The sequence below is a fragment of the Bacillus sp. ABP14 genome, from assembly GCF_001831375.1.
In the GTDB taxonomy this organism is placed as follows: Bacteria; Bacillota; Bacilli; order Bacillales; family Bacillaceae_G; genus Bacillus_A; species Bacillus_A paranthracis.
This window is the reverse complement of sequence record NZ_CP017016.1, coordinates 2699502-2722025: the sequence shown is the minus strand read 5'-3', so window position 1 is coordinate 2722025 and position 22524 is coordinate 2699502. Positions and strand designations below refer to the sequence as shown.

25 protein-coding genes are annotated in these 22524 nt (G+C 34.3%); 22 read left to right on the top strand and 3 right to left on the bottom strand.

Annotated features, from left to right (window positions below):
* Positions 1–318 precede the first annotated feature (318 nt).
* Together BGI23_RS14210 and ltaS are read left to right on the top strand one after the other, a co-directional pair.
* Positions 319–1944 (top strand): ABC-F family ATP-binding cassette domain-containing protein, encoded by a 1626-nt coding sequence (locus tag BGI23_RS14210; protein WP_000633868.1) that lies wholly within the window; start codon positions 319–321, stop codon positions 1942–1944.
* A 516-nt stretch (positions 1945–2460) separates the two neighbouring features.
* On the top strand, positions 2461–4434 hold the full coding sequence (ltaS, locus tag BGI23_RS14205; RefSeq protein ID WP_070806304.1) for a lipoteichoic acid synthase: 1974 nt from the start codon (positions 2461–2463) through the stop codon (positions 4432–4434).
* Between the two features lie 56 nt (positions 4435–4490).
* Here ltaS and BGI23_RS14200 read toward each other — a convergent pair whose 3' ends face one another.
* From BGI23_RS14200 to BGI23_RS14190, 3 genes are all read right to left on the bottom strand, one after another.
* Positions 4491–5165, bottom strand: a complete 675-nt coding sequence (locus BGI23_RS14200) for a TerC family protein (RefSeq protein ID WP_070806303.1) — start codon at positions 5163–5165, stop codon at positions 4491–4493.
* A gap of 110 nt (positions 5166–5275) precedes the next feature.
* Complete coding sequence (locus BGI23_RS14195; protein ID WP_070806302.1) at positions 5276–5938, bottom strand: DUF3841 domain-containing protein; 663 nt, start codon at positions 5936–5938, stop codon at positions 5276–5278.
* Between the two features lie 181 nt (positions 5939–6119).
* Complete coding sequence (locus BGI23_RS14190; RefSeq protein WP_000551424.1) at positions 6120–6947, bottom strand: peptidoglycan-N-acetylglucosamine deacetylase; 828 nt, start codon at positions 6945–6947, stop codon at positions 6120–6122.
* A 377-nt stretch (positions 6948–7324) separates the two neighbouring features.
* Here BGI23_RS14190 and BGI23_RS14185 point away from each other — a divergent pair, with 377 nt between their 5' ends.
* From BGI23_RS14185 to BGI23_RS28705, 20 genes are all read left to right on the top strand, one after another.
* Positions 7325–8008: a DNA alkylation repair protein gene (locus BGI23_RS14185; RefSeq protein ID WP_000923430.1), complete on the top strand. Its 684-nt coding sequence runs from the start codon at positions 7325–7327 to the stop codon at positions 8006–8008.
* Positions 8009–8024: 16 nt separating this feature from the next.
* Positions 8025–8726 carry a nucleotidyltransferase domain-containing protein gene (locus BGI23_RS14180; protein WP_000646299.1) on the top strand — a complete coding sequence of 234 codons (702 nt, stop codon included), beginning with the start codon at positions 8025–8027 and terminating at the stop codon, positions 8724–8726.
* A 15-nt stretch (positions 8727–8741) separates the two neighbouring features.
* Entirely contained in the window at positions 8742–9287 is a 546-nt protein-coding gene (locus BGI23_RS14175) for a GNAT family N-acetyltransferase (RefSeq protein ID WP_001024999.1), read from the top strand.
* Between the two features lie 34 nt (positions 9288–9321).
* Positions 9322–9822: a GNAT family N-acetyltransferase gene (locus tag BGI23_RS14170; protein WP_070806301.1), complete on the top strand. Its 501-nt coding sequence runs from the start codon at positions 9322–9324 to the stop codon at positions 9820–9822.
* Between the two features lie 14 nt (positions 9823–9836).
* Positions 9837–10358, top strand: a complete 522-nt coding sequence (locus tag BGI23_RS14165) for a DinB family protein (RefSeq protein ID WP_070806300.1) — start codon at positions 9837–9839, stop codon at positions 10356–10358.
* A gap of 69 nt (positions 10359–10427) precedes the next feature.
* Complete coding sequence (locus BGI23_RS14160; RefSeq protein WP_070806299.1) at positions 10428–11366, top strand: DMT family transporter; 939 nt, start codon at positions 10428–10430, stop codon at positions 11364–11366.
* Between the two features lie 56 nt (positions 11367–11422).
* Complete coding sequence (locus BGI23_RS14155; RefSeq protein WP_070806298.1) at positions 11423–11824, top strand: GNAT family N-acetyltransferase; 402 nt, start codon at positions 11423–11425, stop codon at positions 11822–11824.
* Between the two features lie 113 nt (positions 11825–11937).
* A complete protein-coding gene (locus tag BGI23_RS14150; protein ID WP_070806297.1) occupies positions 11938–12525 on the top strand; it encodes a hypothetical protein in 588 nt (195 codons plus the stop codon).
* Between the two features lie 20 nt (positions 12526–12545).
* A complete protein-coding gene (locus BGI23_RS14145; RefSeq protein WP_000287869.1) occupies positions 12546–13793 on the top strand; it encodes a glutathionylspermidine synthase family protein in 1248 nt (415 codons plus the stop codon).
* A 176-nt stretch (positions 13794–13969) separates the two neighbouring features.
* Positions 13970–14767, top strand: a complete 798-nt coding sequence (aacC, locus tag BGI23_RS14140) for a BA2930 family N-acetyltransferase (protein ID WP_130983628.1) — start codon at positions 13970–13972, stop codon at positions 14765–14767.
* Positions 14768–14782: 15 nt separating this feature from the next.
* Positions 14783–15472 carry a phosphopantothenoylcysteine decarboxylase domain-containing protein gene (locus BGI23_RS14135; protein WP_000676718.1) on the top strand — a complete coding sequence of 230 codons (690 nt, stop codon included), beginning with the start codon at positions 14783–14785 and terminating at the stop codon, positions 15470–15472.
* Between the two features lie 123 nt (positions 15473–15595).
* A complete protein-coding gene (locus BGI23_RS14130; protein WP_070806296.1) occupies positions 15596–16069 on the top strand; it encodes a tetratricopeptide repeat protein in 474 nt (157 codons plus the stop codon).
* 12 nt (positions 16070–16081) lie between these two features.
* On the top strand, positions 16082–17131 hold the full coding sequence (locus tag BGI23_RS14125; protein WP_070806295.1) for a hypothetical protein: 1050 nt from the start codon (positions 16082–16084) through the stop codon (positions 17129–17131).
* Positions 17124–17609, top strand: coding sequence for an NUDIX hydrolase (locus tag BGI23_RS14120; RefSeq protein WP_070806294.1), 486 nt, complete (start codon positions 17124–17126; stop codon positions 17607–17609). The genes BGI23_RS14125 and BGI23_RS14120 overlap by 8 nt, the downstream gene beginning before the upstream one ends.
* Positions 17610–17765: 156 nt before the next feature.
* Positions 17766–18275: a ribonuclease FAU-1 family protein gene (locus BGI23_RS14115; RefSeq protein WP_001277681.1), complete on the top strand. Its 510-nt coding sequence runs from the start codon at positions 17766–17768 to the stop codon at positions 18273–18275.
* 181 nt (positions 18276–18456) lie between these two features.
* Positions 18457–19212: an ABC transporter ATP-binding protein gene (locus tag BGI23_RS14110; protein WP_070806293.1), complete on the top strand. Its 756-nt coding sequence runs from the start codon at positions 18457–18459 to the stop codon at positions 19210–19212.
* 17 nt (positions 19213–19229) lie between these two features.
* Positions 19230–20216 carry an aliphatic sulfonate ABC transporter substrate-binding protein gene (locus BGI23_RS14105; protein WP_070806292.1) on the top strand — a complete coding sequence of 329 codons (987 nt, stop codon included), beginning with the start codon at positions 19230–19232 and terminating at the stop codon, positions 20214–20216.
* Between the two features lie 16 nt (positions 20217–20232).
* Positions 20233–21081: an ABC transporter permease gene (locus BGI23_RS14100; RefSeq protein WP_044793544.1), complete on the top strand. Its 849-nt coding sequence runs from the start codon at positions 20233–20235 to the stop codon at positions 21079–21081.
* Positions 21082–21157: 76 nt separating this feature from the next.
* A complete protein-coding gene (ssuD, locus tag BGI23_RS14095; RefSeq protein WP_000422272.1) occupies positions 21158–22270 on the top strand; it encodes an FMNH2-dependent alkanesulfonate monooxygenase in 1113 nt (370 codons plus the stop codon).
* Positions 22271–22408: 138 nt separating this feature from the next.
* Positions 22409–22501 (top strand): putative holin-like toxin, encoded by a 93-nt coding sequence (locus BGI23_RS28705; RefSeq protein ID WP_001289320.1) that lies wholly within the window; start codon positions 22409–22411, stop codon positions 22499–22501.
* The last annotated feature ends 23 nt before the right edge of the window (positions 22502–22524 follow it).

Genomic DNA, 22524 nt, shown 5'->3' with positions numbered 1-22524 from the left:
CTGAGCGTTTTAGTTTGCTATTTATAATGCGAAATGCATACAAATTATTGTGTTATTTAAATTGATAAACATAATGCTCCAATTATAAATGTTTTTTCAAAATGAATCCTCTTTAAAACGTGTATGTAACTTTAATATAATTAAAAACAAAGGTTTTATTCGAGTTTGGAAAGAAAGGAATAGCAATCAACCGTTGCTATTCATCCAGCTTCTACTATATAATAGCTATAGTCTACAATAATTGAGTCGTAATATGCGATTTTTTAAGACAATCGGTGAGAAAACGCTGAAATAAGCGGTATTAGTAGGAGGACACAAATGATTACAGTAAGTAACGTTAGTTTGCGTTTCGCGGATCGCAAATTGTTTGAAGATGTTAACATAAAATTCACGCCAGGTAACTGCTACGGTTTAATCGGAGCAAACGGTGCTGGTAAATCAACGTTTCTAAAGATTTTATCTGGAGAAATCGAACCATCAACAGGTGACATACATATTACGCCAGGCGAGCGTCTAGCAGTATTAAAACAGAACCACTTTGAATATGAAGAGTTTCCGGTATTAGAAACTGTAATTATGGGTCATACTCGTCTTTACAAAGTAATGCAAGAGAAAAATGCCATTTACATGAAAGAAGACTTTAGTGATGAAGATGGTATGCGTGCTGCAGAACTTGAAGGTGAGTTTGCTGAGCTGAACGGTTGGGAAGCTGAGTCAGAAGCTGCAATCCTTCTTAAAGGTTTAGGTATTGGTGAAGACCTTCATGATAAGAAAATGTCTGAGTTAACTGGTGCAGAGAAAGTAAAAGTATTACTTGCTCAAGCTTTATTCGGTCAACCTGATATTCTATTACTAGATGAGCCTACCAACCACTTGGACTTAAAAGCGATTCAATGGTTAGAAAACTTCTTAATGAACTTTGAAAATACAGTTATCGTTGTATCCCATGACCGTCACTTCTTAAATAAAGTATGTACGCACATGGCTGATCTTGATTTCGGTAAAATTCAACTTTATGTTGGTAACTATGACTTCTGGTATGAGTCAAGCCAATTAGCTTTAAAATTAACACAAGATGCTAATAAGAAAAAAGAAGAGAAAGTAAAAGAGTTACAGAACTTCATTGCGCGCTTTAGCTCAAACGCATCTAAAGCGAAACAAGCAACTTCTCGTAAAAAATTATTAGATAAAATTACATTAGATGATATTAAGCCATCATCTCGTCGTTACCCGTTCGTTGGCTTCACACCAGAACGTGAAGTAGGAAATGACTTATTAACTGTTGAAGGTCTTTCTAAAACAATTGATGGTGAAAAAGTGTTAGATAATGTGTACTTCACTTTAAATAAAGGTGATAAAGTTGCATTTATCGGTCGTAATGATATTGCAATGACGACATTATTTAAAATCCTTATGGGTGAAATGGAGCCAGATAGTGGTTCATTTAAATGGGGCGTTACAACATCTCAATCGTACTTCCCAAGAGATAACTCTAAATACTTTGAGAACAGTGACTACAATTTAGTTGAATGGTTACGTCAATTCTCTCCACAAGATGAGTCAGAAAGCTTCTTACGTGGTTTCTTAGGCCGTATGTTATTCTCAGGCGAAGAAGTTAAGAAGAACGTTTCTGTACTATCTGGAGGCGAAAAAGTTCGTTGTATGTTATCTAAAATGATGTTAAGTGGTGCAAACGTTATTACACTTGACGACCCAACGAACCACTTAGACCTTGAGTCTATCACTGCATTAAACAATGGTTTAATTGCATTTAAAGGTACAATTTTATTCACATCACATGACCATCAGTTCGTACAAACAATTGCAAACCGCATTATTGAAGTAACGCCAAACGGTGTAATCGATAAAGAGGCTACTTACGATGAGTTCTTAGAAAATGAAGAACTTCAAAAACAAGTAGATGCAATGTACAAAGGTCAATAATAAATGATGAAAACCTCGCTCTCGTTTTGAGAACGAGGTTTTTTTTATGAATTGTATTTTATGGATTGTGAATAATTATTTAAAAATAAATTTATTGAAGGAAAGAGATTTGAATGTTGTACATAGAAGAATGGCTGAAGCATAAATAACTGAAGAAATATAATATACATTAAAAAATAAATGTTATCTATTGTGAATTTAATTATATTACATTAATGTTCCAGAACTGGAGACATATTTATTTGCGAAGTAGGGAATAAAGGTATATAGTATGTGATGTCATAATTAGTGGATGAATCTTGGGAGAAAACAGAAAATGTTACAAATTTATTTTGTTAAATAGAAACCAAGGTCAAAATGTATAGAAAGAAATAGTTGAATAAATACTAGCTTCAAATTATAATTACTAGTATTCTTCATATAGTTAAATAAATAGAATCTATTTGAAGATAAAAAATTGAATAGAGAGACAGACTTATAAAAAATAAGCCTTGGATGATCAAAAGAGGTGGAGAAATGAAACAATTCTTATTAAAGAGCAAAAGCGTGCTAAGCAATCATTTTGGATTCTTTCTGTTTGCCGTTATTTTATTTTGGCTCAAAACATATGCGGCTTATGTAACAGAATTTAATTTAGGTATTTCAAATACAATCCAAAAATTCTTGCTGTTTTTCAACCCGCTTAGTTCAGCAGTGCTATTTTTAGGACTTGCATTATTTGCAAAAGGGAAACGATCTTATATTTGGTTAATTGTTATCAACTTGTTATTGTCGATTCTTTTATATGCAAACGTCGTATACTATCGCTTTTTCAGTGACTTTATTACGTTCCCGACGTTGACACAAACGAATAACTTTGGAGATTTAGGTGGTAGTATTGTTGCGTTGCTACATCTTTATGATCCGCTATACTTCTTAGATACAATTATTTTAATTGTATTAGTTGCAACGAAATTTGCAAATCCAAAACCAATTCGTGTTGCGAAGCATAAAGTATCACTAGTATTTGTAGCAGGTATTTTATTATTCAGTGTTAACTTAGGACTTGCAGAATCTGACCGTCCTGAATTATTAACAAGAACGTTTGACCGGAATTATATTGTGAAATATTTAGGGGCGTATAACTACACAATTTATGATGGAATTCAAAGTGCGAAAGCATCAACGGAAAGAGCGTTAGCTGATGGAGATAATATGACAGAAGTAAGAAATTATTTAACATCAACTTATGCTAGTCCGAATCCTGAGTATTTCGGTAAAGGTAAGGGAATGAACGTAATTTATATTCATTTAGAGTCATTCCAAAACTTCTTAATTGATTATAAATTAAACGGTCAAGAAGTTACGCCGTTCTTAAACTCATTTACAAAAGATGCGAATACGCTTTATTTTGATAACTTCTTCCATCAAACAGGACAAGGGAAAACATCTGATGCGGAGTTTATGTTAGAGAATTCTATGTTTGGTTTACCACAAGGGTCTGTATTTACAACGAAATCTCATAATACGTATCAATCAGCACCAGCAATTTTAGGACAACAAGGATACACATCAGCTGTATTCCATGGTAACTATAAAACATTTTGGAACCGTGACGATATTTATAAATCATTTGGTTTTAATAAATTCTTTGATGCTTCATACTATGATATGAACGAAAAAGATGTAGTAAACTATGGATTAAAAGATAAACCATTCTTCAATGAATCCATTCCGTTATTAGAAACATTGAAACAACCGTTCTATACGAAGTTTATTACGTTATCGAATCACTTCCCGTATCCGATTGATAAAGAGGAAGCGACAATTGAACCAGCAAACACAGGTGACTCGTCTGTAGACACGTATTTCCAAACAGCACGTTATTTAGACGAATCTGTAAAAGGTTTCATCGATTACTTGAAACAATCTGGTTTATACGATAATTCTATTATCGTCATGTACGGAGACCATTACGGTATTTCAGATAATCATAATGCAGCAATGTCAAAAGTAATGGGTAAAGAAATTAACTCATTTGAAAATGCACAGTTACAACGTGTACCATTTATCGTTCGTGTACCAGGTGTGAAAGGTGGCGTACAACATCAATATGGTGGTGAAATTGATGTTCTTCCAACTCTTTTACACTTACTAGGAACAGATACAAAAAATTATGTTCAATTTGGTTCAGATTTATTATCACCAGATCATAAACAAGTTGTTGCGTTCCGTAACGGCAACTTCGTAAGCCCAACAGTTACTGCATTAAACGGCAAATACTATGATACAACGACTGGAAAACCAGTAGAATTTACAGATGAAATAAAACAAAATGAACAAATGGTTCAAAACTCGTTAAAATACTCTGACCAAGTCGTGAATGGTGACTTATTACGATTCTACACACCGGAAGGATTTACACCGGTTGATCGTTCGAAGTACAACTATAACCATCGTGATAAAAATAAAACGAAGGTAAAGACGACTCCGGAAGGGGAAGCTAAATAAATAACAAAAGGCACTATTCCTATGAATAGTGCCTTTTGTTTGTAAATAAAACATCATCATGAGATAGAACCATCTATTGCTTTCTGTTTTGCCTTTCCGAAGAAAACTACACCGGCAATGATGATAATGATGAATGCCCATTTTATGAAAGGATTACTTTCGAAAAATGCAGCGAACCATTTCTCGTCTACAATCATTTTCGCGGCAGTATAAGCTAAAACAGCTGCTCCAATTGTAATAATGATAGGATAACGGTCGACCCATTTTAAAATTAATGTACTGCCCCAAACTACTACTGGAATTGAAACTAATAGCCCGATGATTACTAAAGAAAAATTGCCATGCGCAGCTCCAGCAACAGCGAGGACATTATCAATGCCCATTAATGCATCAGCAATGATAATGGTTTTAATAGCAGACCAGAAACCTTCTTCTGCCTTAATATCGTGATCTTTGCCTTCAGCAATTAATTTGTAAGCGATCCATATAAGGAGTGCACCACCAATTAGAAGTAGCCCTGGTATTTTTAACAACCAAACGACAACTAAGGTAGCAAGGGCTCTAATCGCGATTGCCCCGATAGTGCCCCATATAATAACTTTCTTTTGCTGATCTTTCGGTAATCGCCTTGCTGCTAATCCAATTACAATGGCATTATCACCGGCTAACACTAAATCAATTACAATGATGGCAAGTAGGGCGGACAAATATTCGGCTGAAAGAAAATCCATATACACATCACTCCTTAAGAGTAATATGTGCTAAAGTATTGATAATATAAAAAATAGGATTGAATTTGTATATTCAATCCATAATTTCTTACTGTATTTTGATATATGTTTTAATTTCGTATAAGTCGCTTTTGTACTCTTTTTTGTTTATCGTTTCGCTTTCTTAATTTTCGATTCATCTTTTTAATGCGGTTTTCTTTTCTATTATCCCAGTTATCACTTCTGATTTTACTAATAGACTTATCTGTCTTAGCACGAAAACGTCTTACTTTTTTCACGAAGGAAAGGGGTATTTTGCCGATAACACCTTGTTTTTCTAACGAATCCTCTTTACCTAGACACCAATCAGGATGAGATAATAAATAGTCGAAATCAAATATTATCCCGTATTCTTTATCCATATAGGTATACCATTCATCTAAAGTACACTTGTTTTTTGTATGTAAATATATTGATCCATCAGTCATAGCGCAGCACCAATAGTCAAAGTAGCTCCATAGTACCCATTCTTTCGGTACATCTAGTGTTAAAATTACCATTTTTGAATTTTCTCTACCCCAAGCTTTATGATTTCGATTTGGGTAATTATTTGCTTCCCAGACCCAAATAGGGTAGTTACCATCGTAATGAGGCAACCTTGTTTTAGCAGCGCGCACCATCCAGTTATATGAATATAAATTGTCTAGATCGATGAATTCTTTATTACCTTCTAAATAACCAAGTTTCGTAAATTGTTTCCAAGCTTCTTCAGTTTGTACTGTATATACGATCATATGACACCTACTTATTTAAACTAGATTATAGTATAACATGTGATGTTTTCAAGTTAAATTCATGTGATTTGTAATTTTTATTGATATTAGAGAAAGTGGAGTTTGAGTCGAATATGAGAGGAGTAATTCCAAAAACGATAAAAAGACTTGATTCCTAGTTAAAGGAAATCAAGTCTTTTTATTACATACGATTATCGTGCCAGAAGTTTAATGGGAAGTGTTCGTTTTCACTATAGGCTTCTAATTCATATCCTTTTTCTTTCAGCCCTTTAATAATACCAGGTACTGCTTTTACGGACTGTGGATGAATGTCGTGCATAAGGATAACTTCTGTTGGCTTGTTTGCACCATTAATAACGTTTTCTACAATTTTAGCTGATGCAGCGTCAACCGGCATTTTGTTATATCTCCAGTCTAATGAATCAATTGTCCAATCCCAAACTTTTAGCCCATTCTCAACAACTTTGTTGCGAAGCGCTTCGTTTAATCCTGGCATTGAGCCGTAAGAAGGACGAGTTAATACTGGTGATTTACCTAGAACGCCAGCGATTAATCCTTGATCTTCTTTCATCTCATCTACGTAATGACCTTCTGTGTAAAGTTTCTTGTAGTTATGAGTCATACTGTGCATCCCAACGTAGTGGCCTTCAGCATCTTCACGCTTTACAAGATCAGGAAAAGCTTTTACATTTGAACCAATAAGGAAGAATGTTGCTTTTGCATTTTCTTTCTTTAACATATCTAAAAGCTCAGCTGTGTATTTTCCAGGACCATCATCAAATGTTAAATAAGCTACTTTTCTAACTTGCCCATTGTATTGTTTTGGAGCTTCTTTCGGTGCAAGAGACGATTGAATTTCACTTACAAGTTGAACAGATTTTGCTTCATCCTCTGTACTTGCTAGAGCAGTATGTGTTGATCCTAAAGCCGCTTCGTATGTAAATAATACCCCCGCGCAAATCAAAATAGCCCTTTTCACTAAAGTTGTCATTCGAATTCCATTGTGCATAATTTTCCTTCTCTCTATAAAAGTTCTACTCTACTATATTAGCAATTATAGGGAGGTAATTGCAAAAAAACTTTTTTACAAGTGCAAAAAAGTTTGTCCAAAAGTATGCAAGATTTCAATATTTTGCAGGTTTATTAAAATGAAACAAAAATTGAATGAAAATGCATGTGATTTGTTCATATATAGTAAATTCAATGAGTGAGTTAGTGGGGGGTATACATAATATGCTAGCGAAGAGGGTGCCTGTTGTATGAAAACGTGTCTTTAAAATTTCACATACCGCATTTAAAAAGTAAATATAGGAAAACCAAAAAGTAATGTGGAATATATCGTACATACATATATGAAGTCAACATAAAAAATAAAGAGGTGGGTATATGTTACTTGAAGAAGTAATGCAGCAACTAGAGGAATACGGAACAGAACAGAATCGTAAAACGTATAAAAATCATGGGGCGAAAGAGCCACTATTCGGAGTTAGTTTTGCCAATTTAAAATTGTTAAAAAAGAAGATAAAAAAAGATCATGATTTAGCAATTTTATTATGGGAAACAAAAAATATGGATGCAATGACATTAGCAACAATGATATTAGATCCAAAAAAAGTTACGACAGAACTACTAAATAAATGGGTACAGGAAGTTGATTATTATTGTTTAATGGATGTTTTAATGACGGCTATTTGTACGTCGCCAATCGCGATAGAAAGAATGGAAGACTGGACAAAGTCTGATGATGAATGGATTGGAAGAGCAGGCTGGTCTTTATTAGCAAATATAGCGATTAAAAATAAAACGTTACAGGATGATGTCTTCTCTCCTTATCTAGATGAGATTAAAGAAAATATACATAATGAAAAAAATAGAAAAAGAGAAGCAATGAATAGTGCTTTAATTGCGATAGGAATTCGTAATGAAGACTTAGAGCGAAAAGCGATTGAAATTGCACGTGAAATTGGAAAAGTACAGGTTGATCACGGGGCAACGTCATGCAAAACACCAGACGCAGAGTCGTATATAAAAAAAGCGAGAGAAAGAGCTGCAAAAAAGAAAGTGAAATAAGAAAAGGGGAACGGTTATGAAAGCAATGGAAGCGGCAAAAAGCATAATTACATCACACTTTCCGGATTGTGATGTAGCTTTACTTGGAGGAAGCGTTGCAAGAGGGGAAGCGACAAAAACATCTGATCTGGACATTGTAATAATAGATCCTAGTTTGTCATCTTGTTATAGAGAATCTTTCTATAGTAATGGATGGCCAGTTGAGGTATTTGTACATAATTTTGAAACGTTAAAAACCTTTTTTAAAATGGATTGTGATCGCGGAAGACCTTCGTTACCACAATTAGTTGCAGAAGGTGTTGTATTAAAAGGGGAAGATGAAATTGTTGAGAAATTAAAAAGCGAAGCGAATGAGTTACTAAATAAAGGACCAGCTAAATGGACTGAAGAAATGATGAAGCAGAAGCGTTATTTTATTACAGATACTTTGGATGATTTTATTGGTGCATCAAAAAGAGAAGAAGAGTTGTTTATCGCGAATTTATTAGCTGATTTATTACATGAATATGTATTAAGAGTAAATGGGAAATGGCTTGGAAGTTCAAAATGGTTTATAAGGGTACTTAGAAAATATGATGAACAATACGCAGATCAATTTGTAGTGGCGTTCGATCATTTTTATACAACGGGAGAGAAAATAAAATTAATTACTTTTGTAGAAAAAACGCTAGAACAGTATGGAGGAAGAATGTTCGAAGGTTTTTGTATAGGAAAGTAAAAAGGGGATAATACAATGAATATACCATTCGTTCAATTAAGAGAACTGACACTAGATGATGTAGAAGACCGATATCAATGGTCATTAGATACAAAAGTAACAAAACATTTAGTTGTACCAGATCAATATCCACCGTTCACTCGTGAAGATACAAAAAAATGGATTGAAGCATGTATAAATCGAAAAAATGGTTACGAACAAAGAGCTATCACTGCGGAGAACGGCATACATATTGGATGGGTAGATCTTAAAAACTTTGATAAAACAAATAAAAATGCAGAATTGGGAATCGCGATTGGTAATAAAGAATACTGGGGTAAAGGGTATGGAATAGCTGCCCTATATAGTATGTTACATGTAGCATTCTTTGAATTTGAATTAGAAAAAGTATGGCTACGTGTAGATGAAGATAATTTTCAAGCTAGAAAGAGCTATGAAAAGGCTGGTTTTGTATGCGAAGGGTTAATGAGAAATGATCGATTACGTAGAGGGCAGTTCATTCATCGCTATCGTTATAGTATGTTAAGAGAAGAATATCAATCTTTAATTAGTAGTTTATAAAAATGTTATGTTAACTAAAGGGAGATAGAGAAATATGATTCGATTACTTACGAAAGAAGATGCAAAAAAATATTGGGACTTACGTTTACAAGCATTACAAGTAAACCCTGAGGCATTTGTAACAACTTATGAAGAGGCGATTCACCAAGAAAATCCGATTAAGCGAGTGGAAAGTAATTTAACAGCTGCTACTAGTTATACATTTGGTGCTTTTAATGAAGATCATCAATTAGTTGGAGTTGTTACTTTACTAACAGAAGAGAAAGAGGCGTATAAACATAAAGGTCATATCGTTGCGATGTATGTAGATGCAAGCAATCGAAGAAGTGGCCTTGCACGTGAGTTAATACGTAAGGCAATTGAAAGAGCAAGAGAAATGAACTTGGAACAATTGACATTAGGTGTTGTATCCACTAACGAGCCAGCAAAAAGGTTGTATGAATCAATGGGCTTTAAAACGTATGGGATTGAAAAGAGAGCTATAAAGATGAATGGTGTGTATAGTGATGATGAACATATGGTGTTTTTCTTGTAAGGGGGGAGTTTCATATGAAAGATCTACGTTTGGAAAGAAATATGAACCCGCAAGTAGCGATTTTGTATGCGACGGTTACGGATACATTTAAACGACTGCAAAAGTTAGTAGAAGGAACTGATGAAAAAGAACTGTCATTTAAAGGGACAGAAAATAATGAAAATAGTATTGGACAACTTCTTCAACATTTAGCAGTTGTCGATTTACATTGGGTGTACCGATTAAAAGAACAAGCAATTCCGCTCGCACTTGAAAATATATATGGACCTATGTTAAATGAAGCAGGAGAGCTGCCAAGTTTAAGAAAACAGACGTTGCAACAATTAATGCAAGATTATGAAGCAGTGCAACATATGTTTTATGAGGAATGTGTGAAACTAACAGAAAATGATTTAACACGAGAGGTTTTTTATGAAAAGGGAGAAAATGCGACTATAAGGTGGGGAATATGGCATATAGCTGATCATAGTCGGTACCATCAAGCTCATATTAGTCAGTTAAGAAAACTATATAGAGCTAGAATGCATACGAGATAAAGATTTCGAATTTTAATTATATTTAATTTGTTGTATAGTATAAGAAGAAACTAAACAAGGGGTTTTATAATGAAAGCTATTGCAGTAGGGATATTGGCATCATTTTTCTTTGCCTTTACTTTCGTTTTAAATCGGGCAATGGACCTAGAAGGTGGAAGCTGGATTTGGAGTGCATCATTACGGTACTACTTTATGGTTCCAATGCTTTTACTTATTGTCATGTATAGAGGAAATTTAAAGCAACTCTTTCAATATATGAAAAACAATCCGAAAGAATGGTTAGTTTGGAGTATCGTTGGATTTGGTCTCTTCTATACACCACTTAGTTTTGCTGGAGCTTTCGGACCTGGTTGGCTCGTTGCATCAACATGGCAAATTACAATCGTCGCAGGGATTTTGTTAACACCATTTTTTGCGGTAGATCCGTTACATAAAAAACTCCCAATGAAGGAATTAGTTATGTCGGGTATTATTTTATGCGGTGTTGTACTTATGCAAGTAGAACATGCTTCTTCATTAGGAACTCGTGAAACCGTTTTATGTGTAGTTCCTGTACTTATTGCAGCGTTTGCATACCCTCTTGGAAATCGAAAAATGATGCAAGTTTGTAAAGGGGAATTAGATGTATTTCAGCGAGTTCTCGGTATGACATTAGCAAGCTTACCATTTTGGTTTTTACTATCTGGTTATGAAGTATCAACAGGTGGTCTACCGTCAAGTAGCCAAGTTTTCCAATGTTTTATAGTAGCAGTTAGTTCTGGTTTAATCGCTACAGTATTATTCTTCTTTGCGACAGATCTTGTAAAAGATGATCCGCAAAAACTAGCGACAGTAGAAGCAACACAATCCGGTGAAGTTTTATTTGCGCTAGTAGGAGAGCTCATCTTACTATCTGCTCCAATTCCGTCATCTTTATCTTGGATTGGTATGAGTCTTGTTATTGTCGGAATGATACTACATAGTTATGTAGCGGTCGTTGTGAAGAAAGAAGAAAAGATAACGGCGTAATGAGATTAGCTCTTTTTATAAAGAGCTAGTCTTTTTTTATAGAAAGGGATGGAAGAATGAAATTAAAACGCGTTGAACAAATTGAAAAAAATCCAATTTTACATGTATTACAGTATGCAATTGGTCCAAGTGAAACTAGCTTAAAGAAAGCAGTTTTATTTTATGAAAAGAATAAAGGTACTTTTTATAAATATGAAGAAAAAGCTTGTATAGGTATTGAAATAAAAGGAGCAAATAAAGCGAGAATATGCCACATAGCAGTCGTTCCACAATATCGTCATAATGGAATTGCGTGGCAAATGATAAAGGAAGTATTAAGAATACATCAATTGACTTATGTAGAAGCAGAGACAGACAAAGAGGCAGTAGAATTTTATAAGAAAATTGGTTTTCAGGTTAAAAGTTTAGTAGAAAAATATCCGGGAGTCGAAAGGTTTCAATGCTATCTGGAAGAATAGCATTGAAAATATGTAAATATACATGTTGAGTATAGTTTGAAAAAAATAATAATTATATTATATAATATGGGTAACTGGAAAAATATAGATAAAAGAAATTAGGTGTATAACACATGAGAATGGATAAAAGTAAATTTATAAAAATTGCTACTTCGATAGGTGTATCATCTTTTTTATTAACGGGCTGTGGCGATTATGAAGAAGATACTGCCCAGCAAGAAAGTACTGCTGTTAAAACAGATGGTGCAAAACAAGGAAATGAACAAGAAAGATTAAATTGTGATGATAAAGCTCCAACTAATGAAAATGTAGAAAAAGATGAGTTATGTAAGGAAAATAATCCGTCATTTTCTTCTTATCATGAAAATTCACATTTACCGATACTGCCGTTCGTTGCAGGATATTTATTAGCAAGCAGAACTTCAAATATGAATTATACAGTAAAACCGAATATAATGAAGAAACCGTATGCAAATAATATTATTCCGTATCGTGAAAAAGACCAAAGTAGAACTGGAGGCAGCGGTGGTGGAGGGTATTACGGCGGAACTAACAGCAACAATAATAAATCTTCCAATAAAGTAGATTTAAATAAACAGCAGCCAAATCCATCAAATAAAGTAACACCAGATACAAATGCGCCGAAAGTGAATTCTGGTTCTAGTGGAATTGGGAATGCAAAAGCGCCAGCCGGATCATAACACGAAAGGATAATAGAATCATGTATACAGAACAAGAGCAGAAAGAGTATATGAAAGTATGGTTTTCACTTGCAGAAGAGGCTGGTCGGAATGGGTTTACTTGGCCGAGTCTATTAGAAAATGAAGAATGGAATCAATATATGGCAACAGGTATGTATCGTATGCCAATAAAAACTTATACTGCTATTTCAAAAGCGACAGAAGAAATTATGTATGTGCTATATAGAACGTATCAATACATTCTCAATACGACAAAAGATTTTCAAAAATTAGGATTTCCAGCTGAAACGTGGGAAATTGCGAGAATGAAACATACAGGTTTGTTTTCATATTTTACAAGGTTTGACTTTATCGTAAATGGTGAAGATATAAAGTTAATAGAAGTAAATTGTGATACACCCACAGGCTATTTAGAGCCATCTGTCGCAAATGAAGTATTATGCCGTTATCACGATGTAAATCATCCAAATCATATAGAAGAGCATATTGTGCAGGCGTGGGAACAAATTAAACATGACTATAGTATAGATCCTAGAGAAACGATTTATTTTACGAGTTATGATTGGCATGATGAAGACCATCAAACGGTTCAATTTTTAAGAAGCTATTGTTTAGATCAATCAACAGATTATATAGGTATACAAGATATCGTCGTTGCAGATGATGGTATATATACGCCAAATGGTGAGAGAATTCATTATTTATATAGACTATATCCAATTGAATATTTAGTTTCAGATGCTGATAAAAGCGGGAAAAGAATTGGACTCCAGTTTTTAGATCATATAGCGCAAGGCAGAGTGAAAATCATTAATCCACCAGCTGCTTTTCTTATGCAAAATAAAAGTGTACTCGCATTAATTTGGCAACTTTACGAAGAAGAAGTTTTCTTTAAGGAAGAGGAGCGAGGAATCATTCAGAAATACTTCCTACCGACATATTTTACAAATAAACCATTTATAGAAAGAAATGAATCCTATGTTTCTAAACCTTTATACGGCCGTGAAGGCGGAGGAGTATCTATATACGAAAATAATGAACTATTAGCTGAAGATAAAACAGAGTATTACTTTGAACAGCGGAAAATATATCAGCAATACATAGAAATGCCAGACTATACAATTGACACGTGGGACGGTCCGTATACTGGTAAACTATTAATTGGTTCACACTGTATTAGCGGGAGAGCTGCTGGTTTATTTTTACGTGTAGGTGAGAAAATAACAGGAAATTTATCGATGTTTACTGGAGTTACAATTGAAGGATAAATGAAACAAAGAGCTTATCATTTTTGGTGAGCTCTTTGTTTGTATATAGTGTTTTTATGTTTTTGATGTAACGCCTTCATTTTTTGCATAGATAAAATGATTAAGTTAAAAATTAAGAAAAATATGATAATATATGTATGTAGTAGTTTAAAATAAATGGGGGAACAATCGTGAAAATGAATGACATAGTGGCAAGTACGCAATTGCCAAATACAATCAAAACAATTACAAATGATTTAAGAAAATTAGGATTAGAAAAAGGAATGACAGTTATTGTACATTCTTCGTTAAGTTCCATTGGCTGGGTATCAGGCGGAGCAGTTGCAGTAGTAGAGGCGTTAATGGAGGTTATTACAGAAGAGGGAACGATTATTATGCCAACTCAGTCTTCGGATTTATCTGATCCGAAACATTGGTCAAGACCACCTGTACCTGAAGAATGGTGGCAAATTATTCGGGATAACGTTCCAGCATTTGAGCCACATATAACACCAACAAGGGCAATGGGAAAAGTAGTTGAATGTTTTCGTACATATCCGAATGTAGTACGTAGTAACCATCCATTAGGAAGTTTTGCTGCATGGGGAAGACATGCAGCAGAAATAACGATGAATCAGTCACTATCAATGAGTTTAGGAGAAGAATCTCCATTAAGAAAAATATACGATTTAGACGGATACATATTATTAATTGGTGTTGGATATGATTCCAATACTTCTGTACATTTATCAGAAGTACGTTCTGGTGCATGTGAGTTAATAAAAGTAGGGGCACCCATTATAGAAAATGGTGAAAGAGTGTGGAAAGAATTTGTTGATATGGATTATGATTCTGACAAATTTGTAGAAATTGGTGTGGAATTTGAGCAAAAAGGAACTGTGAAAATAGGGAAAATAGGAAACGCAAAGTGCCGTCTTATGAAACAACGTGATATAGTTGACTTTGGAACAGAATGGTTTCGTAAGAAAAATTAGTAAGGGATGGTTACGATGAAGGGGAAAAAGGTATTAATTACAAGCGGTGGTTGTTTAGAAAAATGGGATCAAGTTCGTGGTCATACGAATATGGCAAAAGGAACAATTGGAAGAATAATTGCCGAAGAGCTTATAAGTAAAGGGGCCTATGTTATATATTTACATGGTTATTTTGCGGAGAAACCGAATGATATAAACAATCAATTAGAATTACACCCATTTGAAGGAATTGTTGATTTGCAAGATAAAATGAAAAGTATCATTACGCATGAAAAAGTCGATGCGGTTATTATGGCAGCGGCTGGATCTGATTGGATTGTGGACAAAATTTGTGATCAAGAGGGCAATGTTCTTAATATGAATGGAAAAATCTCAAGTGATATAGCGCCCATTATACATTTTCAAAAGGCACCGAAAGTATTAAAACAAATAAAACAGTGGGATTCAGAAACTGTACTCGTTGGCTTTAAACTTGAAAGCGACGTAAATGAAGAAGAACTGTTTGAAAGAGCGAAAAATAGAATGGAAGAAGCGAAGGCGAGTGTAATGATTGCAAATTCACCACATTCTTTATATTCGCGCGGAGCCGCACACTATGTAATTGGACAAGACGGTAAAGGGAAGTTATGTAATGGAAAAGATGAAACAGCGAAAGAAATTGTCAAAAGGTTAGAAGTACTATGTAATCACGTTACTGCTTTATAATTTCAAGTATTTGGATAAGAGTGAATCCGCATAGTATATATTGGTAAGCGAAACTTTTTGCTTTGATACAAACGTTAACCATTCAATATGGATACATAGAATAATTGGTGAGGAGTGAATTCTATGGAACATTTATTAAAGCAAGCTATTAAACTCCGGAAAGAAAAGAAATATGCGCAGTCTAAAGAGATACTCATTGGATTAACGAACTTTACGAGGGATGCAGAAGTACTTTATCAATGTGCCTGGATACATGATGTAATGGGGCTGGAAACAGAAGCTATGCCATATTATGAACAGGCAATTGCAAACGGTCTTGAAGGCGAGTCGCTTTGCGGGGCATATATCGGTCTTGGTAGTACATATCGTTGTATAGGTGAGTATGACAAAGCAATTACTGTTTTAGAAACAGGTTTGCAGCAGTTTCCAGATAATGATGTGATGAAAGTATTTTTGTCATTAGCGAAATATAACGTAAGTGATCATGAATCCGCAATGAAATTATTACTTGAAACAGTCGTAAAAGTAGAAGAAGTTAAAGAATTTGAACGTGCTATTTCATTTTATAAAGACCATTTAAATGAGGTTTTTAAATAGAGGAGTGAAAGTATGAATGTCACACTTTCGCGAAGGCGAAAAGGCATATGGATTGGACTCGTATCTTTAATCTTGTTATCAAATTATTTATTATATGCTCTTCCGATTGTACCAGCTGCTCCGAAAGAAGTTGTCCTTGGATCAATATTAGATTGTATGATTGTAATTCCAATCATTACGTATTTCTTTATTATTCGAAAAAGGTACTCGTTAACGTATATATTTCCTGTTGTAATAGCTGGTTATATATTTGCAAGATTTATTATTCCAAGCGACTATTTACAAGCTTTTTCATACGTTTCTTATATTATAGTTGTAGGAGAAATTGCTTTTGTATGTTTAGAGTTATTCCTTCTATATAAAATTGTTAGAAAGCTTCCTAACATAATACAAAAATATAAAGAATATAAAAGTGAGTATTCTTTATTTTCTTATGCAATTGATGCTGCGTTTGACGACACTATGAAAAGAAATAAATTAATAGATATCATTGTAACAGAGTGTAAGTTAATCTATTATGCATTTTTATCGTGGCGTGTAAAAGTACCAGAAGGTGAATGCGTATATTCATATCATAAAAAGACTGGTGCAATAGGTGTATATATCATGATCATCCATGCAACCTTAATAGAAAGTATCGGTTTTCATTATTTACTTCATCAATGGAACCCAGTAGTAGCATGGATTTTACTTATTTTAAACGTATACGCAATGATTTATTTTTTAGCTGAAATACAAGCAATGCGAAAAAATTCAATTATTGTTGCGGAAAAAGAAATAATCATTCAAATTGGATTAGGAAAGAAAATTATTATACCATTTACACAAATTGATAAAATTACGTTTTATAAAGGAGAGTTTTTAAAGAAAGAGAAAGAGTTTCTTGACGCAACAGTGATGGAATTTATAAAGGAACCTCCAGCATTTGAAATTACACTAAAAGAACCAGTGGAAGCGCAATTGTTATATGGATTTTCTAAAACAGTAAGTCGTGTTCACTTAAATGTTGATGAGGAATGGAAGTTTTATGATATGGTTACGGAGAAGTTGAAACATGAATAATGCTTCTAATTTTCATCGTGTGTTTGGTGTGTATGGCATTTGTATCGAAAACAATAACATATTAGTAATTGATAAAATAAAAGGTCCCTATAGAAATCGGTATGATTTACCTGGTGGTAGTTTAGAAGAAGGAGAATCATTACTAGCTGGACTTCATAGAGAGATGAAAGAAGAGACTGGGCTGAAAGTGAAGGTAGTAAACCAAATAGGTACAGTTGATTTTCAATTCCCATCAAAATTCAAGGAGTACACACATGTTCATCATATCGCAGTTTTTTACGTTGTTGAAAGGTGCGAAGGTGAATTTAAAGTACCGGAACAATTTGAAGGGCAAGATTCAATAGGAGCTAGATGGATTCCGCTAGAAAGTATTACTGAAGATAATTCATCTCCTCTTGTATGTAGTGCTGTAGAGTGGTTAACAGAATCTAAGTTTCGTTTAGAAGTAAAGGTGTATAAATCATGGGTTATAAAATAATGATACAACTGGAGTTCTTTCTAACTTAGAAGGAGCTTTTTTTGTGGGCAAGAAAATGAGAGTATATTAATAAAACAAGAAACGAATTCACTAAACAGCTTCTTAGTGGAAAAAGGGTTATAATGAAAGAACTACAACTAAAGGGGAATTTTGAAAATGAGTTGCTTACGTACGTCAGGAATTGAAATTATTGAAAGGAAAATTCGCTATGATGCTTCAACTGTAGATCATGCTTGTTTACTAATAGAAACGCAGCCAGATAAAATTGTTTTGTATCATGAAGTACAGTACTCTTTTACTATGACAGCAAACGATACGAAGTTAACGATCCCGAAAGGAAGTTATACAGTTGCATATTACTGGAGGAATCGTCCATATAATTTATATGTTTGGAGAGATCAGGATGGGAGTTATTTAGGTTCTTATTTTAATATTGTAAAGAATACATGTATAACGGATGAAGTGGTATCCTTTGAAGATTTAATCCTTGATATTATGGTACTTCCAAGTGGGGAATTTTGCATATTGGATGAGGATGAATTACCTGAACCGTTAGAACACTTTGAAGATGGATATGTACAAAAAGCTCTGCATACAGTGTTACATACAATTCAAGAATTACTTCCAAAAATCATTATAGAAACTGCAACAATTTATAAAAAATAAACATCGTTCATTAAAACCTAGTTGACTTATCGGAAATATTTGTATAGTATGTAGTTAATTCTATAATAGCTGATTGGAAAAACCAAAGGCATTTCATTACAAAATGAAATGCCTTTGGTTTTTTTATTATATAAATACTGAATCTGTTCATTTAGATGAATCATTTCAAGGAGGAGAAATAGTGACTGTTTCAATCGATGGAGTATCAAAATATTTTTCGAAACAAACTGGTACGGTTCAAGTGCTAGAAGATATTAATTTCCAATTAGAGAGAGGCGATTTTGTCACTGTAATCGGACCGAGTGGTTGTGGGAAAAGTACGCTTTTGAAAATTGTTGCGGGATTAGATAACGAATTTGAAGGTGAAATTATTATTGATGGGGAGAAAATCGTAAAACCAAGTAAGAAACAAGGTTTTATTTTTCAAGAACATCGCTTATTTCCGTGGTTAACAGTTGAAGAAAATATTGCTGCAGATTTGTCGTTAAAAGATAAGTATGTAAAAGATAAGGTAAAGGAATGGGTTGAAATTGTTCGGTTAGATGGTTTTGAAAAATCATATCCGAAAGAAATATCAGGTGGGATGTCACAACGCGTTGCGATTGCAAGAGCTTTATTAAGAGACCCAAGTGTATTATTACTCGATGAACCTTTTGGAGCACTGGATGCGTTTACGCGAAGTCATTTGCAAGAAGTATTGCTGAATATTTGGGAGCAAAAGAAAACGACAATGATATTTGTTACACACGATATAGATGAAGCGATATATCTTTCGAACCGAATTGTCATCATGAGTGCAAAGCCTGGAAAAATATATAAACTAATTGAAAATAATCTACCTTATCCACGTAGTAAAACTTCGGAGTCATTCCAAGAAATTCGAAAGAAAGTATTACAGCAGTTTGAGCATGGAGGATTGATTCAACCCAGTATATAGGGAAAGGGTGAGTATTTATGTATAAGAAATTTAAAGTTCTTTCTTTTACTTTAGCTATATCTTTATTTTTATTCGGATGCGAAAAAAGTACAGCAAGTAGTAAGAAAGAAGATGTAACAGTACAAATTGGTATACAGCAAGGGTTAAGCCCACTACTATTAGCACAGAAAAAAGGATGGTTTGAAGAAGAGTTTAAAAAAGAAGGAGTTAAAGTGAAATGGACAGAGTTTCAAAGCGGACCTCCCTATTTTGAAGCGATTGCATCAAACCGATTAGACTTTGGCGAAGTTGGAAACTCCCCAGTTATTTCCGCGCAAGCAGCAGGTATTGAATTTACCGAAATTGCTAATACAAGTTATGCGAGGAAAGGCACTGGAATTCTTGTACAAAAAGATAGCAAGATTACGAGTGTAAAAGATTTAAAAGGTAAAAAAATTGCCGTAGCAAAAGGAAGTAGCGCATTTAATTTATTGTATCGAGCGTTAGAAAAAGAAGGTATCAATGCGAAAGATGTAAATGTCATTCAACTGCAACCAGATGAAGCGCAGCCCGCATTTGAATCAGGATCAGTAGATGCATGGGCCATTTGGGATCCATTCATTTCACTACATACGTTAAATAAAGGAGCAAAGGTTATTACAGATGGTGAACGATTAAATGTTTCTTCACCAGAGTTTTTAATTGCAAGAACAAAGTTTGCAAAAGAACATCCAGAATTAGTTGAGAAGTTTCTCAAAGTTTATGAAAAAGCACGAGTATGGCAAGAGTCAAACTTAGATGAAGCAATAAAAATATATACTTCTGCAAAGAAAATAGATGCTGAAATTGTAAAAGAAGTGTTTGATCATGACAAACCAATTTTAGTTCCAGTAACGAAAGAAATAATAGAGGAACAGCAAAAGACAGCGGATTTTCAATATAAACTCGGTTCTATAAAGAAAGAAATTAAGACAGATAAAGTTGTAGATAATTCTTTCGTAGAAAAAGCAGTAAAGGCGAAATGAAAAGAGGTTTTGTAAATTGGAAAATACGAAAGCTTTTATGAAAAGGGCGAGTATAACGATTGGCAAAAACAATGTAAAGAAAGTACGAAAGACGAATGTAAAAGTGTTAGTAAGAGCGATTACGATACCGATTATCGTATTAATTATTTGGCAGTTAGCGGGCGTATTCGATCTAGTTTCTAAAACAGTATTACCAACGCCATTGGATATATTTTTAGCTTTTCAAGAACTTATAAAAACAGGAGAGTTATTCGGTCATTTAAGTATTAGTGTATTCAGGGCTGCGGCTGGTTTCTTTATTGGCGGGAGTTTAGGAATTATTTTAGGAACAATTGTTGGATTTTCAACGAGAAGTGAGCAATATTTAGATCCGTCAGTACAAATGTTAAGAACTGTGCCTCACTTAGCTGTTGCACCGCTTTTCGTATTATGGTTCGGTTTTGGAGAAACATCAAAAGTATTATTAATTGCAGACGGTGCATTTTTTCCTTTATACGTAAACGCATTTTTAGGAATACGAGGTGTAGATTCAAAATTATTTGATGTTGCGAGAGTGTTAGAGTTTAGTAAAAGAAAATTAATTACAAAATTAATTTTACCTGCCGCATTACCTAACCTTTTACTAGGAGCAAGATTATCATTAGGAGTTGCATGGGTGAGTTTAGTAGTCGCAGAACTTATGGGATCTACAGAAGGTATTGGCTATATGATAATGGATGCAAGGCAATTTTCAAATACAGATATCGTATTTGTTGGTATTATCATCTTTGCATTCGTTGGGAAGTTTTCGGATTCACTCGTACGTTTACTAGAAGTGAAGTTTTTAAGATGGCGAGATAATTATAAAGGTGAGATAGGAAATTAACATATAAATTATTAGGGGTAATTTATATAGAGTAGTTTAGTGTACGTTTCAAAATAAATAAGGGGTGTGTAAAGGTATGGAATTATTATGGTTTATTCCGGCGTATGGAGATGGACGATATTTAGGAACGACAAAACGAGGAAGAGCAGCTGAGTATGGTTATTATAAACAAGTTGCACAGGCAGCAGATTATTTAGGATATACAGGTGTGTTACTTCCAACTGGCCAAGGTTGTGAAGATCCATGGGTATTAGCGTCGGCACTTGCTGCTGAAACAGAGAAATTAAAATTTTTAGTAGCAGTTAGACCAGGACTAATGTCACCGACAGTAGCAGCAAGGATGGCATCTACATTTGATAGAATTTCAGACGGTAGGTTACTTATTAATGTAGTCGCTGGAGGAGATCCAGTTGAATTACAAGGAGATGGATTGTATCTTGAGCATGATGAAAGATATGAAGCAGCTGATGAGTTTTTAAAAGTTTGGAAATCGACATTGCAAGGTGAAACATTTTCTTTAGAAGGAAAACATATTAAAGTTACGGAAAGTAAAGTTGTGTTCCCGCCAGTGCAAACGCCATACCCTCCTATATATTTTGGAGGATCATCCGCTGCTGGAAAGGAAGTTGCAGCAGAACATAGTGATGTATATTTAACGTGGGGCGAGCCACCAGAGCAAGTGAAGGAGAAAATAGAGGAAGTAAGAAAGCTGGCAGAAGAGAAGGGACGTTCAGTGCGATTTGGCATTAGATTACACGTAATTGTAAGAGAAACAGAAGAAGAAGCGTGGGAAGAGGCAGAACGTTTAATTCAATATGTAGATAATGAGACAATTGAGCTTGCTCAAAAGACATTTGCAAGATATGATTCAGTTGGTCAAAAGCGAATGACCCATTTAAATAAAGGTACACGGGAGTCGTTAGAGATAAGTCCTAATTTATGGGCTGGCATCGGGCTTGTAAGAGGTGGTGCAGGTACTGCGCTTGTTGGAGATCCGCATACAGTAGCAAATAGAATAAAAGAATATGAAGCTTTAGGAATTGATACATTTGTTTTATCAGGATATCCTCATTTAGAAGAGGCATATGAAGTGGCAGAACTGTTATTTCCTTTATTGAAGGAAGATAAGAAGCAAGAAAATAAAATTGTTGGTGAAATGATAGCTGATGCATATGCATTAAAAAAATAGTGAGAAAAAACCCGCAAGTAAATCACTTGCGGGTTTTCATCGTAAACTATCAGAAAATATGGTAAAATTAAATAGTAACTTAAGGTACGGTTGGTTGTTCAATTATCACTTCTCTAAGTAGGAGGGGGGTGATAATAAGTGAGTGAAATAGCGTTGTTACTGCAAGGTGGACTGTTTCTCGTTGCATTGTTAACATTCGTCGTCGTTTTAATAGACAAGCTCAAAAAATAACAACCCACCTATGCCAATAGAAT

Coding starts and splice junctions, on each gene's coding strand:
- BGI23_RS14195 (WP_070806302.1), bottom strand. CDS start 5,938: ATGATCGTATATACAGTACAAACTGAAGAAGCTTGGAAACAATTTACG.
- BGI23_RS14130 (WP_070806296.1), top strand. CDS start 15,596: ATGGAACATTTATTAAAGCAAGCTATTAAACTCCGGAAAGAAAAGAAA.
- BGI23_RS14125 (WP_070806295.1), top strand. CDS start 16,082: ATGAATGTCACACTTTCGCGAAGGCGAAAAGGCATATGGATTGGACTC.
- BGI23_RS14150 (WP_070806297.1), top strand. CDS start 11,938: ATGAGAATGGATAAAAGTAAATTTATAAAAATTGCTACTTCGATAGGT.
- BGI23_RS14190 (WP_000551424.1), bottom strand. CDS start 6,947: ATGCACAATGGAATTCGAATGACAACTTTAGTGAAAAGGGCTATTTTG.
- BGI23_RS14170 (WP_070806301.1), top strand. CDS start 9,322: ATGATTCGATTACTTACGAAAGAAGATGCAAAAAAATATTGGGACTTA.
- ltaS (WP_070806304.1), top strand. CDS start 2,461: ATGAAACAATTCTTATTAAAGAGCAAAAGCGTGCTAAGCAATCATTTT.
- BGI23_RS14180 (WP_000646299.1), top strand. CDS start 8,025: ATGAAAGCAATGGAAGCGGCAAAAAGCATAATTACATCACACTTTCCG.
- aacC (WP_130983628.1), top strand. CDS start 13,970: ATGAATGACATAGTGGCAAGTACGCAATTGCCAAATACAATCAAAACA.
- BGI23_RS14155 (WP_070806298.1), top strand. CDS start 11,423: ATGAAATTAAAACGCGTTGAACAAATTGAAAAAAATCCAATTTTACAT.
- BGI23_RS14175 (WP_001024999.1), top strand. CDS start 8,742: ATGAATATACCATTCGTTCAATTAAGAGAACTGACACTAGATGATGTA.
- BGI23_RS14120 (WP_070806294.1), top strand. CDS start 17,124: ATGAATAATGCTTCTAATTTTCATCGTGTGTTTGGTGTGTATGGCATT.
- BGI23_RS14165 (WP_070806300.1), top strand. CDS start 9,837: ATGAAAGATCTACGTTTGGAAAGAAATATGAACCCGCAAGTAGCGATT.
- BGI23_RS14200 (WP_070806303.1), bottom strand. CDS start 5,165: ATGGATTTTCTTTCAGCCGAATATTTGTCCGCCCTACTTGCCATCATT.
- BGI23_RS14105 (WP_070806292.1), top strand. CDS start 19,230: ATGTATAAGAAATTTAAAGTTCTTTCTTTTACTTTAGCTATATCTTTA.
- BGI23_RS14210 (WP_000633868.1), top strand. CDS start 319: ATGATTACAGTAAGTAACGTTAGTTTGCGTTTCGCGGATCGCAAATTG.
- BGI23_RS14115 (WP_001277681.1), top strand. CDS start 17,766: ATGAGTTGCTTACGTACGTCAGGAATTGAAATTATTGAAAGGAAAATT.
- BGI23_RS14185 (WP_000923430.1), top strand. CDS start 7,325: ATGTTACTTGAAGAAGTAATGCAGCAACTAGAGGAATACGGAACAGAA.
- BGI23_RS14135 (WP_000676718.1), top strand. CDS start 14,783: ATGAAGGGGAAAAAGGTATTAATTACAAGCGGTGGTTGTTTAGAAAAA.
- ssuD (WP_000422272.1), top strand. CDS start 21,158: ATGGAATTATTATGGTTTATTCCGGCGTATGGAGATGGACGATATTTA.
- BGI23_RS14145 (WP_000287869.1), top strand. CDS start 12,546: ATGTATACAGAACAAGAGCAGAAAGAGTATATGAAAGTATGGTTTTCA.
- BGI23_RS14160 (WP_070806299.1), top strand. CDS start 10,428: ATGAAAGCTATTGCAGTAGGGATATTGGCATCATTTTTCTTTGCCTTT.